The following is a 13420-nucleotide window of genomic DNA, read 5'->3' as shown; positions in this document are numbered from 1 at the left end:
CGTCATGCCCGAGTTGCGAGCCATATCCGGAAAGCGACGCCTTCGCGGGCTGTTCGCAACTTTCCGCAAAGACGAAGACGGCGCGAACGCTGTCGAATTCGCGCTGGTTGCGCCGGTGTTCATCGCGTTGCTGGTTGGAATCATCCAGATCTTCCTGGTCTTCTTCGGCCAGCAGCTGCTTCAGCAGATCGTGCAGCAGTCGGCGCGACAGATCATGACCGGCCAGGCACAGTCGGCCGGCATGACGCAGACCCAATTTTCGACCCTGGTGTGCTCGCAGGTCCGTATCATCTTCAACTGCAACAATCTGATGATCAGCGTTCAGTCCGGGAGCGATTGGTCGGCGTTGAGCGCGGCTGCACCGACATTGACTTTCAATGCCGACGGCAGTGTCGCCAACAGCTGGCCCTACAACCCAGGCGGTCCTTCCGACAAGGTCATCCTGGCGGTGATCTACCAATGGCCGGTCTTCATGGGACCGCTCGGTTTTACCCTTGCGAACCTGCCCAATGGCAATCGCCAGATCACAGCGTCCGCCGCTTTCCAGAACGAGCCCTATCAATGACCCGCATGCCCATGCGCCTGAGGGAATTCCGAGCCGACGAAAATGGCGTGGCAGCCATCGAGCTTGCCATCGTACTGCCGTTCATGCTGCTGCTTTGCATGGGCGGAGTCGAGCTCGGCAACGCGCTCTCGATCAACGTCAAGGTCACGGCGACGGTGCATACCATCGCCGATATCCTGTCGCAGAACAAATGTGTGACGACCAGCGACGTCACCGGCATTCTCAACGCCTCTTCCAGAGTCCTCTCACCTTATGACATCACCAAGGCCGTCGTGACGGTCACTGAGGTGCAGCCGACCGGCGACAACATCACGGCCAAGGTGATCTGGAGCCAGTCGCTTAACGGAACGGCAAGAACGACGGGAACAACGGTCAACCTGCCGACATCCCTGACGGGGGTGCCGACCACAACTGGGCTTATTCTCGGTGAGACGACGTATTTCTATACGCCTAACCTCGGCTACACGATCAGCGGGACCGTTACGCTCAGCGACAGCTACTATCTGTACCCGCGCCAAACGAGCTTTGTCCCGACCATCACAAGCGGGACGACGCCGCCCGTCCCAGGAACCTCATGTCCAACCTCTTGACGTGCCTCCGCTCGCAAAAAAGCCCGGCTGGTTCAGCCGGGCTTTTTGATTCCAGAAGTTCAGAGAATTATTGAGCGGCCGGGGTGAACTTCGACACAACCGTCTCGACCGGCTTGAACGCCTGCTTGGCGAGGTCGCTGTAGAGGCCGGCGATCTTCTGCGATTCCGCGACGAAGGTCTCGTAGGCGGAGCGGGCGAAATCGGTCTGGGCTTCCATCGCCTTGTCCAGCGACTTCACGCCGGAGAGCTTCTCGACGAAGGACTTGGTGTCTTCGAAGGACTTCTTGGTGTAGTCGCCATAAGCGCTGGCGATCGCCTGGAGGCCGTGCTGCACCGAGGTGGCGGAGGCAACGCACGTCTCGAAATGCTCTTTCCCGTAGTTCTGAAAGTCTTCAACCTTGAACATCCTGGATCCTTTTCCCTGGCTCGTGTCCGGAAGCCCCGGCTCCCTGACTCTGCCCAGAATTAGTGCAACGCACAAAAAAGTCAAGAATCTTGTGCGATGCACAAAAATGAATGTAAATTACCGAGATTCCCGGGGTTTCCCGCAAAGAGTTCCTTAAGCTTTTGGAAACCGCTGCGCCCTACCCTGATTCCCTGGACGTGTTCACCTTCCGCAGACGGCCAAAAGCCGTTCGAGAACATCACCTTAGCCAGAATAGCGGCTCAGGCCCAACGTCCCCCGCAAGAGAGCATCAGCGGAGGGACAGGCTGAGCAGGTAATGATCCCGGTCCGCAGGGCACAATTTCGCCTCACGAGCCGGTGATCAAGTCACAAACGGGGACGGGGTTCCATGCTTCGTAACAACTGGTCTTCCTCGCGCTGGGCGCGGGTTGGCATTTTCGGGCTTCTCACGGTCACTACAGCCGTCATCTTCACAACCGACGCTGCCGACGCTCGACGCTATCGGCGCCACTATGCGCACCACCGGGTGCATCGCGATGTTTCCGAGAGCTACAGCCCGCAATTCGCGTCGATCATCGTCGACGGCAATTCTGGTGCAGTGCTCCAGTCGACCAGCCCGGACGGACTTCGTCATCCCGCTTCGCTCACCAAGATCATGACGCTCTATCTGCTGTTCGAGCGCCTCGAGTCCGGCAAGATGAAACTCGACACCGAGATGCCGGTGTCCCAGCACGCCGCCGATCAGGATCCGACCAAGCTGAACCTGCGTGCCGGCCAGACCATCCGCGTCGAGGACGCGATCAAGGGTCTCGTCACCCGCTCCGCCAATGACGCGGCTGTTGTGATCGCCGAAGCGATCGGCGGCGACGAGGAGGATTTCGCCGCGATGATGACGCGCAAGGCGCGCGCGCTCGGCATGTCCAAGACGGTCTACCGCAATGCCAACGGCCTTCCCAACGACGAGCAGGTGACGACCGCGCGCGATCAGGCCACGCTCGGCCGCGCCATCCAGGAGCGCTTCCCGCGCTACTATCGCTATTTCTCGACGACCTCGTTCACTTGGCGCGGCGAGCAGATCCGCAACCACAATCACCTGCTCGGCAGTGTCGAGGGCGTGGACGGGATCAAGACCGGCTACACCCGCGCCTCCGGCTTCAACCTCGTGACCTCGATGCGCCGCGGCAACCGCCATCTGATCGGCGTGGTGCTCGGCGGCCGCAGCAGCGGTTCGCGCGACGCCATCATGCGCAATCTGCTTGCGGAAAATCTCGAGAAGGGCGCAACCACCCACACAGTCGTGGCGGTGACCGAGCGCAACAGTGCTGAAGCCAGCACCGAAATTGCCGATGCCTCGGATACCCCTGCCCGCCCCGCTCCGCAGGTTCAGGTCGCAGCCGCTCCTGCGCCCGAGGCAGCCGCGCCGCGTCTCGTCTCGCGCCTGTCGGCGCTCGCAGCTGCGACCGCCGCCATGCCGCCGGCGCAACCGAAGCCTGAGGCCAAGGCCACGGAATCCAGGATCGAGCCCGCGCCGCTCACCAATGGCGTGATCTCGAGCCAGCCGCTTTCCCTCATCCCGGGTTCGTCCGAGCCGATGAAGCCGGTCCGGGTCAAGACGGTTCAGGTCAAGGCCGGCGCGGTCAAGGTCGCGTCCGCCGCCCCGGCCCAGGTCGCGCCGCAGGTCACCAACGCGATTTCGTCCCGCAACGACGTCGCGGAGACCTCCCGCGCTGTCGTCGCCAGGGCCGATGTCATTAACAGGCCGGAGTCCGTCAGGGCCGAGGTCGCCCGGACCGAGCTGCCGCAGCAGCCGTCGGGCTTCGGCACCGGTAACGGCATCCTCGGCGTGCTGCCGGCGACCACCGCCGCCGTCCCGGCGCCCGCCCCTGTCGCCAGGCTTGCCTCAGCCGATCCGGCGCCACAGCCGATCCAGATGAGCGCCACCATCAAGCCGGCCGTCACCCATAGCGGCTGGATCGTCCAGGTCGGCGCGCTTGAGAGCGAGGGTGAGGCCCAGCAGCGCATTGAGGCCGCGCGCAGCTCGGCCCGCGGCCTCCTCAGCAAGGCTGATCCTTTCACCGAGCCGGTCGTCGCTAGGGACAATCGCAAGCTCTACCGCGCCCGCTTTGCCGGTCTCGAGCGCGACCAGGCCGAAGCGGTGTGCCGGGCACTGAAGCGCGCCGACATCTCCTGCATGACCGTCCGCAACTGATCTCTCTAACCCGTCCAACCAAAATGCCCGCGCCCTTGCGCGGGCATTTTTGTTTTTGGGGATGCGGTGGCGCTGGAAGCTGTTCCGCGACAACCTCTCGTCAAGAATTTACGGTTAAAACTTTGCTCAAGGGATCGACCACGCCGACAATGGCGGGCATCGGGGCGACGGCAGACAGAGCAAGCGGAGCTCACGCGGTACGGGCGTTTGTAGCGTGGTGCCGGAGTTAGCCGTTATGCGTACGAAGCAGAGTATCCTTGGCCTCGTTTACCCGGGCAGCGAGATACGTCGAGCCCCCCTGGTCGGGATGGAGTTTCTTCATCAGGGACTTGTGCGCCCGGCCGATGTCGTCGCGCCCCGCCCCCGGCTGCAGGCCAAGGATCTGATAGGCCTCCTCCGCCGTCATTTTGCCGCTCGCCGCCGTGCGGCGCTGCCCCCCTGCCGCGTCGCCCTGCGCGTTCTGACGCCAAGCGGGAAACCGGCGGTCCAGATAGCTTTCAAGTAAGGCCACGCTCTCGGCGTCGAACGCCGGAACCATCGCCAGCAGACTTGCAAGTTCGAACTCGTCGAGACTGCGCCCGGCGTGAGGCCCCGCGACGATCTGGCCCGAGAGCTGGCCGGACTCGTGATCGAGCCGCATGTCCAGGAATTGCGAGCGTACGCGCGAGGTCTGGCCGGACGGACGCCTCGCACCGCCGCCGAATAGCCCGCCGATATTGCCGAAGCCCGCATTCGCCAGCGGCGCCCAACCGAGCAGTCCGGCACCGAATATCCCGAGCGGGATCGCCACAGCCAGTTCGCCCCGCAAGCCAGTGAAGGCCGCCACGGCGAGCGCGACCATTCCACCGCCGACCTTGATGGCGCGCGCCAGCACGGCCGGATTCGCAGCGCGGAACATCTGGAGCAGCAGGTAGAGTGTGATAACGGCGATAACGCCGGCGATCAGAGTCATGGCCTGAATATAGTCGCCCTGTTGTCAAAAAGCATGACGTCCTTCCATGCGTCCACGATCGGAGCGTGACACGAGAAGTTCGTTTGCCGATAAGCGCCCACCCGTGGCGGGATTGATCGCGCTCGGCACGCTGCGCCTGATCCTGCATGGATTGCTATTGCCGTCGCCGGCGGCGCCGCCTCCGACGCCGGCCATACCGGCCCGACCTGCTACTTCATCTGTCCGATCAGCTTTGCCGCGCCGCTCGCGGTCTTCGCCAATCTCAATAGCGCCTCACGACCACCGGCGGCGTAGGCCGCGGCCGCCCGCAACAGTTCGCGCAGCTGCACCGCCGCGCCCGGATCGAACCGGCACCAGGCGCCACCGGTCAGACGCGCGATCTCGCGAAACGCCTGCTCGGCGACCGCGTCATGGCCTTCCTGAAACAGGAACACCGGCACCTTCAGCATGCCGAGCTCGCCGGCCTTGGCGCAGAGCGCGTCGACCTTCTCCTCCATGGCGTCGCCGACGAACACCACCGCACGCACGCCCGATGCGACCGCCTCGCACCGCGCGTCGGTCAGCACCCTGCCGATCTGAGTATCGCCGCCGCGGCAATCGATCTTGCTCATCAGCGTCGCAAGCTTGCTGCTGTCGGAAATCCACCCTGTGGCGCGGCATTCGTTGTAGCCGCGATAGTAGACGAGCCGGATGTCGAGGCTGCCGAGCACCGCCGCCTCGCGGAACATGTCCGCCTGAAGCGCGCAGGCCATGTCCCAGGTCGGCTGCCGGCTCATCGTCGCATCCAGCGCGAAGATCAGGCGGCCCTTCGCGCCGGGGGCATGCGGCGACAGTGCATGCGCCTTGGCGACGAAGGCGGCGACGTCCTCCGAGGTCGAGGTCTTTGCCTGCGGCAACACGCCGTCGCTTTCGGCTGTCGCCGACACGGCATCGCTATTGCGCGGTTTGATGGGGTCGCCAGGCATCCGTGGTCACGCTTGGAGTCAGGCCACCAATGTGGATAGCGTGCCCTGCCCGGTCAATGTGCAAAGCCTCCGCAGGCGGGTGCCAACGGAGGCTTTGAAACGCGTTTCCGACGCTGGTCGGACGGGTCAGCTCTTGGCTGGCGACATCAGGGCGACCGGACCCGGTTCGAGCACCTTCGGCGGCGACGACGTGGTGTCGACCGGCGCGATCGCGCTGTCGGTGTCGCTCAGGAATTGATCGAGCATGCCCTGGATCGAGTTCTTGGCGTCATCCGGACCGGTGTCGCGCATGTCGTTGTGCTGGAAGTCCGTCTTCACAACCTGAATACCGGCCTTCTCGCACTCCTCGTCGGTCGGGATCACGCCCGGATCAGTCTTGAACTGCGGATCATGGGAACGGAACGAAAGGATCTTGAACTTGCCGGCGGTCACGAAAGGCACGCGGAGATTGTCCAACGTCACGACCTTCTTGACCTCATCCGGATACTGCTTGGCGAAATACATCGTGATGTCGCCGCCCATGGAGTGGCCGACCATCGTGACCCGGCTGTAGTCCGCGTTGGGCTGAACCTTCTTCATTTCCTGCATCGCCAGATGGATATTGGCAACGCCGCGCAGGATCTGCGGCAGGCGGCCGACATAGAGCTCGCCGGGCTTGGTCACCATCGGCGGATCGGTCGGCAAATCATGCTGCGGGCTGACGACGAGATAGCCGCGCGCGGCAAAGACGTTGGCGAGGAAGCCGTACTCGGTGTTCTTGACGGTGTTACCGTGATTGATCACGGCAACCGGCAACGTGATCATGCCGGCATTGGCCTGCATTTCCTTGTCGCGACGGATCGCGATGTCGACAGGCACGGGACGATTGTCGCGCGAAGGATCGTAGAAGGTGATGGTCTCGTGCTTGATGGCCCACTTGCTCGCCGTGAAATAGGCGACGCCGCAGAGGGCACTGACACAAATCAGAACGGCAATTCCACGCTTCATTTTCGTCCTCAGCCTCAGGCCTTCCGACCTGATCCCTGTTGAAAATCGTGTTGTTCGGGGGCTCTTTGGCCCCTCGTCGCCTATTCCCTAATATATGTCACAGCGGCGTGACAGGAAGGCTAAATATTGTGATCTGGCAGCCCTTTCATTGTGCGACGCACACGTTTGGTGGACACCCCTGTTCTGATACCGCTACGTCCGGATGCAGATGACCGTCTGACGCAACCCGGGTTCAATTTCGCGGTAAACATTGAATGAAAATAGCTTCGCATGGGCTCGGTTCCGGCGGGAACCGGCGGACTTGATCGACTGGAAGTAGCGATATACCGCCTGGATCAGGCGCCGAGGATATCGTGAACCTCGAGCGGCTTGTCCACCTGGCTGAACCACTCGGCGCGATTTGCCGCACGTCGGCGGCCACGTTCGTCGAGCGGCAGCTTGAGCTGGCGCAGCAGGCTCGTGACCTCTTCCCGCGCAGTGAGATGGCCGAGATTCGGCCGCATGCCGAGCGTGGCCTCGTCGATCTCGTCCAGCGCGGTCAGGCCACGCGGGAAGAATTCACGATAGACGACGCGCTCGGCGAAACCGTCGACGTAGCGGAAGCCGAGCCGCAGCGACAAATCCTTCAGGCTGTCGGCAACGAGCTGCTTGTTGCGGGAGCCGAGCATCGACAGACGGTTCCGCACCACGATCCAGTCGGTCGACGAGCCGTCGAGCTGGCGGCGCTTGCGCCTGACGTCGCGCACCATCTCGGCGTAATGGCTTTCCCCTGTTACCGCGTAGTTGGCGGGATCGACGGTGCCGAGCACGTCGAAATCGAGAAAGCTGTCGTTGATCGGCGTGACCAGCGTATCGGCCATCGAATGGGCGAGCCGCATCAGATAGCTGTCGGTGCCGGGCGTATCGATGACGATGAAGTCGAAACTGCTCTCGACCGCCGAGACCGCCTCCATGAATTGAAGGAACTCGGAATTCTCGTTCTCGGCGACCTGCATGGTCTCGCCGAGCTTGATGCAGCGATGCGTCGGCAGCTCGAGGTCGAGCTTGGTGCGCCGCGCCCAGGCGGAACGGTTATTGATGTAGTGAGTGAAGCTTTGCTGGCGGCAGTCGAGGTCGATGGTGGCGACGCGCTGGCCGGCCTTCAGGAGCGCAACCGCGATGTGCAGGGCGGTGGTCGATTTGCCGGAGCCGCCCTTCTCATTGCCGAGCACAACGACGTGCGCCGAGCCGGATTGGCTTTGGCTAGCCTGCACAAGCATGGCGATCCTCAACACCCCTGAACAATATCTTCGAGTTGGCTGCGTCTGCGGTCAAGTGAAATGCGTGACAGGATGACGAAATCACAGTGCGCTGGTCTTCATCATGAATCGTGTCGTGGTGTCGCGTCTGTGATCCAACCCACAATGGCACGACATCCTCACCGCGGGAGATGCTGTGCCGCATGTCGATGCATGGCGTCCACGACCGCCGCTTGTTAAGGTTAGTCGGCTGCGCGGCAGGCCGCGCCCTCCCCCAACCTTGCCGAGTCCTGATGTCACGAAGCCCCTTGATCACCCGCACGGTGCCCGCCCTGCGACGCGCCGTCGACAACCTTCGCAAGCGAAAGGCCACGGTCGCGCTGGTGCCGACCATGGGGGCACTCCATGACGGACATGTGTCGCTGGTCCGCCTGGCCAAACGGCGTGCAAACCGCGTCGTGGTCTCGATCTTCGTCAATCCAACTCAGTTCGCCCCGACCGAGGATTTCGGCGCCTATCCGCGTACCTGGAAGGCCGACATCGCCAAGCTCGCAGCCGAGGATGTCGAGATCGTCTGGCATCCCGGCGTCGAAGCGATGTATCCGGAAGGCTTTGCGACCCGCATCGTCCCGGAGGGGCCGGCGCTGGCTGGACTCGAGGATCGCTTCCGGCCGCACTTCTTTGGCGGCGTCGCCACCGTCGTCGGCAAGCTGTTCACGCAATGCCGGCCGGATGTCGCGATCTTCGGCGAGAAGGACTTTCAGCAATTGCGCGTGGTGACGCAGATGGCGCGCGACCTCGACCTCGGCGTGAAGGTGATCGGATCCCGCACAGTGCGCGAGCGCGACGGGCTTGCGATGTCCTCGCGCAACGTCTACCTCTCGCCCGAGGAGCGGCAGACCGCCTCCACGCTCTGCCGCGCCATGAAGGACAGTGCCGGACGCATCCGGGCCGGTGAAGCCATCGCGCCCGCGATGGCGCGCGGCGCCGAGACGATCAAGGCGGCCGGTTTTGCACTCGACTATTTCGAGGCCCGCCATGCCGAGACGCTGGCGCCGGCCACCTCGCGCAAGGATGGCCCTTTGCGGATCCTGGTCGCGGCCAAGCTCGGCGCGACCCGGCTGATCGACAATATCGCGGTTTAGCTAGAGCAGTCCGAGATCGCGCAACTCGCGGCGCATCGGTTCCGGCATGGCGGCGATGGTGCCCGCAGCGGATTTACCGAGATCGGACGGCACGGAATCGTCGGCGAGATAGCGCCAGCCCTGGAACGGGCGCATCGGCCGCGGCGACACCGAGATCACCTTCGGCTGCATGACGATGCGGCAGCGTCCGATGCCGTCCTTGTCGCGAAACGGCTCGATGCCGATGATCTTCTCGCGCGCGGCGATCTCGCCCTTGATGACCCAATAGAGCGAGCCGCCCGCCAGAATCTCAGCATCGCGCTTGGGCACCATGCGGGTGACGTGGATGTGGTGTTGCGGCAGACCCTTCTTCTTGGCGGTCTGCATCCGTTCGGCGATCCACCCCTTCAATTCCTTGACGGAGTCGCAGCCGACGGCAAGCTTGATCAGATGGAGTGGCATGGCCCAGCATTAGCGGGCCGGCCGCAGGTTTTCAAAGCCGAACTAATTGTTATCCGCAGCCGCGGGAGCCGAGGCCGGCGGCGGCGCCAGCGGAACCGGCGCTGCCCGCGCGCGCGCAGCCTTCGGCGCGGGCGGCTTCTTCGCAGGCGCTGCGGCCTGTGCGGAAGTCGCAGCCGCCGCGCGAGGCGCTGGCGCCGCGTTGGCGGTTGGCGGCTGGCGCGTGGCCGCCGTCGGCGGCTCCGGATTCATGATGCTCACCGGCGGCGTTGACGACGCACTCGGGAAGTCCGCATTGGTCGGCTTGCCCGTCGGCATCGTTGTTGGCAGCCCTGCGAGCGCGCCTGAGGGCGGCATCGCCGGCCCCGCTGCCGGTGCATTCCAGGTCGGCGCATAGCGCGCGACCAGCATGTCGTAGAGATGGGCGTCCATATTGGCGGCGACCTGCTGCTGATCGGTCAGCGAGCGGAAGGCCGCGCAATCGAACTGGGTGCAGGCGTCGCGCGCGACCAGCACCTGGGCAACGAGGCCGTAGCGATCGCGCTCCAGCGCCCTGCGCAGCACCTTCATGTCCGGCGTCAGGCTCTTCTCGGCCGCAGCGGCGTCTCCGAGCGCCATCAGTCGGTCGATCCTTGCCGCCGTGTAGGAGACGGCGGCCGCCGCTGCATCCGGTGAGCCAAACAACGCTTTCTCGCAACCCACCAGCACCGCATCACCGGCGAGATCGTCGAGGCAGGACAGCGCCGGCAGGTTCGCGGTTGCCACCGCCTGAGCGCGCGCCTCACTTGGGGCGGCCTGCCCCACGGGTCCGTAGACGCGCATGGTGGCGGCCACCGCGATGCCGATCGCGAGCAGCGTGATGACGGTGAGCGCGCCATTGGCGACCGATTTCTCGGCGCGCAGCAGCGTGATCAACATGATCAATCCGAAGAAGCCGGCAGCCGCCAGCGTCATCCACATCGGAAATGCCGGCGAACGCCAGATTTGGTCGAGCGACGAGGCCCATGCCCAGTTCATGCGCGATGTCCCCTCACGCGAGCCGAGAGCGAATGGTCAGGCGAGCACCGCGAGTCGGTAACTGCCCCTCGTCCACCTTTTCGAGGTGAAGCGGGCCTTTTGACGGCGAGCAGAGTGAGTTCCCCGGCGACGTCAATGCGCAGTGCCGTCATCGTCTCAGGAGAGTGCGAGCTGGCTTTCCTTGGCGACCCGTTCGAAGGCCTCGGTCGAGCTCTTGATCCGGTACTGGCAGTCGTCGCCCTCCGTCGGCAGCAGGCGGATGATCTCATAGGCGCCGCTGGCAGCCGGGCGCGCGACGTTGCTGGCCGTGAACAATACGCGCGATCCCACGGGGAATTTGTGCTTCAACACCCTCTCCATCACTCAAACAGCGCCTGCCTCGCACATGGTCCCACTGCGGCGGCCGGCCGGAAACCCAGCCGCTGTATAGCACGCATGCGGCGTTTTTGGCCAGCCTCATGCGAGCATGGCAAACGCGCCAATTTTGAAGTCCTTTCAGGACGATAACGGGAACAAGGCCTCCGTTAATACCGCTGGAACCGGGCCTCAGGCGCCGTGGGGCAGATGGCCCTCCGGGCTCGCCTGATCCACCGCCTTGGGCAGCTCCTGGGCCAGGATCTCGCCCAGCTGGTCGACCGGAATGTTGTAGCGCGCGGCGAGCTGACGGACGGTGTCGTTGCCGAGCACCGCGCGGAGCTGGTCGGCCGAGATCGGCATGTTCTGGCCGTTGCCGAGCCAGGATTTGACCTGGTCGCCGAGGCCCGCCTGCTGGAGCTTTGCCACGATCGCGCTGAGACCGCCCTGATTGTTGCTGCCGAGCACCTCGTTCATCACGGCGGGCAGGACGGCAGCACCGAGCTGGCCGAGCGCGTTGCGCAGTGCGGGGTTGTTTTCCAGCGAGTCCAGAATTCCCATGGTCGTCCCCTTCCCGAGCCGTCGTTCAACCGCAATTGAGCGCTGCCGTCCGGCATGCCGTCAAGCGCCCAATCACATTCGTGACTACACGTTCTCGAACTTTTCGATGACAAGCGTTTCGGCGATCCCGTCGCGGGTCCATTCCTGGAAGGCCGGCAGCGCCATCATCGTCTCCATGTACGCCTTGGCCTCGGGGCCGACCTCGATCGCATAGGTGCGGAAGCGGTGGACGACCGGGGCATACATCGCATCCGCCGCGCCGAAGCGGCCGAACAGGAACGGCCCGCCTGCGCCGTAACGTGTCCGGCACGCCCGCCAGATCTCCTCGATGCGGGCGACGTTGGCCTGCGCATCCGCCGACAGCGCGATTGCCCGCACGGGCCGATGCAGGTTCATGCCGCATTCGCTGCGCAGCGCCATGAAACCGGAATGCATCTCGGCGCACACCGAACGGGCAAAAGCGCGGCCGGCGACGTCGTCGGGCCACAGCTTCTTCTCAGGATAGCGCTCGGCGATGTATTCGATGATGCTGAGCGAATCCCATACCGTGATGTCGCCGTCGACCAGCACCGGCACCTTGCCGGCCCGACTGAAGGACAGAATCTGCTCCTTGTCCGCGGGGTTGTCGGTGTAGAGCGGGATCACGGTCTCCACGAACGGGATGTCGCTGGCGCGCAGTGCGAGCCAGGGCCGCATCGACCAAGACGAGTAGTTCTTGTTGCCGATCGCCAGCTTGAGCGCTGCCATGTCACTGGTCCTTCCGTAAGTCCTCTTGGATGCGGCTGTCTTTAACGCCATTGCCTGCCGCCAATCAATCGTTGCCGCAACTCAACCTGCGTGGCAATCGTCGCGATCCTTGCGAGGAGAGAGACATGGGCAGGCATTGGGTCGACATCACCGCCGTCGGCTTCTTCATCATCGAATGGCTGGTCTATGCCGCCACGCTCGAGCATTCCGCCTATGGCCGGGACAGCCTGTCGGCGCGGATGAACCGCTATCGCGAGGTCTGGGTGCGCCGTCTGCTCGACCGCGAGGCGCGCATGGTCGACATGCAGATCATGGCCTCGCTCCAGAACGGCACCGCCTTTTTTGCTTCCACCAGCCTGTTCGCACTCGGCGGCGCGCTGGCGCTGCTGCATGCGACCAACGACGCCATCACCATTCTGGCCAAGCTGCCGATCGACCTCAGCACTTCGCCCGCAATGTGGGAGCTGAAATGCGTCGGCCTGGTGCTGATCTGCGTCTACGCCTTCTTCAAATTCGCCTGGGCCTATCGCCTGTTCAACTATGTCGCGATCCTCTATGGCGGCATGCCGCCGGCTGTGCAGCGTGACACGCCGCAGGCCGAGGCCCATGTCATCCGCACCACGCGCGTGTTCGAATCCGCCGGCCGCCATTTCAACCGCGGCCAGCGCGCCTTCTTCTTCGCGCTCGGTTATCTCGGCTGGTTCGTCAGCCCCTGGGTGCTGTTCGTGACCACGGCCGCGGTGGTGATCGTGACCTGGCGACGGCAATTCGCGTCGAGCGCGTGGGAGGCGATGGCGCCGGAGGTGGCTGGAGGTGATGAGGTGAAGAAGCGCGGTCATTGACACTTTCGTGTCCCGGACGCGCTGCAGCGTGCGCTGCAGCGCAGAGCCGGGACCCACGCCACACAGATTGCTCGGAGACATGGGCCCCGGCTCTGCAGCGCACCGCTGAAGGAGCGCTGCGCTGCGTCCGGGGCACGCATCGAGGATTGAGGCGCGTTCTCTCCACGTCGTCATTGCAAGCGCAGCGAAGCAATCCAGAATCCCTCCGCCGTGACAGTCTGGATTGCTTCGCTGCGCTCGCAATGACGGAGCAAGGGGCACTATCGCCATTCTCAAAATCGCTTCTCAACTTGGGGACACACCTTCGCATTCTCGCGACGCATTTCGCCCGAGCTTTGCTTGATCTCTCCACCCTCTTGACCAAGAGGGTGCAGGGAAGGCCGGGTGCTGGCTGGCACCCGCGG

The 13420-nt window shown here is 64.0% G+C and carries 15 protein-coding genes; 5 read left to right on the top strand and 10 right to left on the bottom strand.

All coding sequences use genetic code 11. The features are described 5' to 3' along the window. Positions 1-4 precede the first annotated feature (4 nt). Together JJE66_RS16695 and JJE66_RS16690 are read left to right on the top strand one after the other, a co-directional pair. Positions 5-565, top strand: coding sequence for a TadE/TadG family type IV pilus assembly protein (locus JJE66_RS16695; protein ID WP_200515422.1), 561 nt, complete (start codon positions 5-7; stop codon positions 563-565). Further along, complete coding sequence (locus JJE66_RS16690; RefSeq protein ID WP_200515421.1) at positions 562-1155, top strand: TadE/TadG family type IV pilus assembly protein; 594 nt, start codon at positions 562-564, stop codon at positions 1153-1155. The genes JJE66_RS16695 and JJE66_RS16690 overlap by 4 nt, the downstream gene beginning before the upstream one ends. Positions 1156-1222: 67 nt before the next feature. On the opposite strand, the gene JJE66_RS16685 is transcribed toward JJE66_RS16690, so the two are convergent. Then, entirely contained in the window at positions 1223-1561 is a 339-nt protein-coding gene (locus tag JJE66_RS16685) for a phasin family protein (RefSeq protein WP_148754857.1), read from the bottom strand. A gap of 388 nt (positions 1562-1949) precedes the next feature. On the opposite strand from JJE66_RS16685, the gene JJE66_RS16680 reads away from it, so the two are divergent. Next, a complete protein-coding gene (locus JJE66_RS16680) occupies positions 1950-3770 on the top strand; it encodes a D-alanyl-D-alanine carboxypeptidase (RefSeq protein WP_200515420.1) in 1821 nt (606 codons plus the stop codon). 226 nt (positions 3771-3996) lie between these two features. On the opposite strand, the gene JJE66_RS16675 is transcribed toward JJE66_RS16680, so the two are convergent. The 4 genes from JJE66_RS16675 to JJE66_RS16660 all read right to left on the bottom strand — a co-directional run bounded on the left by JJE66_RS16675 (position 3997) and on the right by JJE66_RS16660 (position 7933). Further along, positions 3997-4722 (bottom strand): DnaJ domain-containing protein, encoded by a 726-nt coding sequence (locus JJE66_RS16675; RefSeq protein WP_200515419.1) that lies wholly within the window; start codon positions 4720-4722, stop codon positions 3997-3999. Between the two features lie 209 nt (positions 4723-4931). Further along, positions 4932-5687, bottom strand: coding sequence for a VWA domain-containing protein (locus JJE66_RS16670; RefSeq protein ID WP_200515418.1), 756 nt, complete (start codon positions 5685-5687; stop codon positions 4932-4934). A gap of 126 nt (positions 5688-5813) precedes the next feature. Continuing rightward, positions 5814-6674, bottom strand: coding sequence for an alpha/beta fold hydrolase (locus tag JJE66_RS16665; RefSeq protein WP_200515417.1), 861 nt, complete (start codon positions 6672-6674; stop codon positions 5814-5816). A 335-nt stretch (positions 6675-7009) separates the two neighbouring features. Next, entirely contained in the window at positions 7010-7933 is a 924-nt protein-coding gene (locus tag JJE66_RS16660) for a division plane positioning ATPase MipZ (RefSeq protein ID WP_200515416.1), read from the bottom strand. 272 nt (positions 7934-8205) lie between these two features. Here JJE66_RS16660 and panC point away from each other — a divergent pair, with 272 nt between their 5' ends. Continuing rightward, positions 8206-9057: a pantoate--beta-alanine ligase gene (panC, locus tag JJE66_RS16655; protein ID WP_200515415.1), complete on the top strand. Its 852-nt coding sequence runs from the start codon at positions 8206-8208 to the stop codon at positions 9055-9057. Here the strand turns inward: panC and JJE66_RS16650 are convergent, their stop codons facing one another. The 5 genes from JJE66_RS16650 to JJE66_RS16630 form a co-directional block, all read right to left on the bottom strand. After that, positions 9058-9498, bottom strand: a complete 441-nt coding sequence (locus JJE66_RS16650; RefSeq protein ID WP_200515414.1) for a DUF1489 family protein — start codon at positions 9496-9498, stop codon at positions 9058-9060. A 42-nt stretch (positions 9499-9540) separates the two neighbouring features. Further along, positions 9541-10512 (bottom strand): hypothetical protein, encoded by a 972-nt coding sequence (locus JJE66_RS16645; protein ID WP_200515413.1) that lies wholly within the window; start codon positions 10510-10512, stop codon positions 9541-9543. A 156-nt stretch (positions 10513-10668) separates the two neighbouring features. Then, complete coding sequence (locus JJE66_RS16640) at positions 10669-10872, bottom strand: hypothetical protein (protein WP_200515412.1); 204 nt, start codon at positions 10870-10872, stop codon at positions 10669-10671. A 186-nt stretch (positions 10873-11058) separates the two neighbouring features. Then, positions 11059-11427: a YidB family protein gene (locus tag JJE66_RS16635; RefSeq protein WP_200515411.1), complete on the bottom strand. Its 369-nt coding sequence runs from the start codon at positions 11425-11427 to the stop codon at positions 11059-11061. A gap of 84 nt (positions 11428-11511) precedes the next feature. Next, a complete protein-coding gene (locus tag JJE66_RS16630; RefSeq protein WP_200515410.1) occupies positions 11512-12174 on the bottom strand; it encodes a glutathione S-transferase family protein in 663 nt (220 codons plus the stop codon). A gap of 125 nt (positions 12175-12299) precedes the next feature. Here JJE66_RS16630 and JJE66_RS16625 point away from each other — a divergent pair, with 125 nt between their 5' ends. Then, the gene (locus tag JJE66_RS16625) at positions 12300-13016 is read left to right on the top strand and encodes a DUF599 domain-containing protein (protein WP_200515409.1); all 717 of its coding nucleotides are present in this window, start codon (positions 12300-12302) and stop codon (positions 13014-13016) included. Positions 13017-13420 lie beyond the last annotated feature (404 nt).

The organism is Bradyrhizobium diazoefficiens, assembly GCF_016612535.1.
Classification (GTDB): domain Bacteria; phylum Pseudomonadota; class Alphaproteobacteria; order Rhizobiales; family Xanthobacteraceae; genus Bradyrhizobium; species Bradyrhizobium diazoefficiens_C.
Note: the sequence above shows the minus strand (reverse complement) of the source record. Positions and strands in the feature narration are given on the sequence as shown.

Bases quoted from the DNA above. Each gene is read 5' to 3' on its own strand.
- JJE66_RS16685 (WP_148754857.1), bottom strand. From the start codon at position 1,561: ATGTTCAAGGTTGAAGACTTTCAGAACTACGGGAAAGAGCATTTCGAG.
- JJE66_RS16650 (WP_200515414.1), bottom strand. From the start codon at position 9,498: ATGCCACTCCATCTGATCAAGCTTGCCGTCGGCTGCGACTCCGTCAAG.
- panC (WP_200515415.1), top strand. From the start codon at position 8,206: ATGTCACGAAGCCCCTTGATCACCCGCACGGTGCCCGCCCTGCGACGC.
- JJE66_RS16680 (WP_200515420.1), top strand. From the start codon at position 1,950: ATGCTTCGTAACAACTGGTCTTCCTCGCGCTGGGCGCGGGTTGGCATT.
- JJE66_RS16635 (WP_200515411.1), bottom strand. From the start codon at position 11,427: ATGGGAATTCTGGACTCGCTGGAAAACAACCCCGCACTGCGCAACGCG.
- JJE66_RS16695 (WP_200515422.1), top strand. From the start codon at position 5: ATGCCCGAGTTGCGAGCCATATCCGGAAAGCGACGCCTTCGCGGGCTG.
- JJE66_RS16630 (WP_200515410.1), bottom strand. From the start codon at position 12,174: ATGGCAGCGCTCAAGCTGGCGATCGGCAACAAGAACTACTCGTCTTGG.
- JJE66_RS16675 (WP_200515419.1), bottom strand. From the start codon at position 4,722: ATGACTCTGATCGCCGGCGTTATCGCCGTTATCACACTCTACCTGCTG.
- JJE66_RS16670 (WP_200515418.1), bottom strand. From the start codon at position 5,687: ATGCCTGGCGACCCCATCAAACCGCGCAATAGCGATGCCGTGTCGGCG.
- JJE66_RS16640 (WP_200515412.1), bottom strand. From the start codon at position 10,872: ATGGAGAGGGTGTTGAAGCACAAATTCCCCGTGGGATCGCGCGTATTG.
- JJE66_RS16665 (WP_200515417.1), bottom strand. From the start codon at position 6,674: ATGAAGCGTGGAATTGCCGTTCTGATTTGTGTCAGTGCCCTCTGCGGC.
- JJE66_RS16645 (WP_200515413.1), bottom strand. From the start codon at position 10,512: ATGAACTGGGCATGGGCCTCGTCGCTCGACCAAATCTGGCGTTCGCCG.
- JJE66_RS16660 (WP_200515416.1), bottom strand. From the start codon at position 7,933: ATGCTTGTGCAGGCTAGCCAAAGCCAATCCGGCTCGGCGCACGTCGTT.
- JJE66_RS16690 (WP_200515421.1), top strand. From the start codon at position 562: ATGACCCGCATGCCCATGCGCCTGAGGGAATTCCGAGCCGACGAAAAT.
- JJE66_RS16625 (WP_200515409.1), top strand. From the start codon at position 12,300: ATGGGCAGGCATTGGGTCGACATCACCGCCGTCGGCTTCTTCATCATC.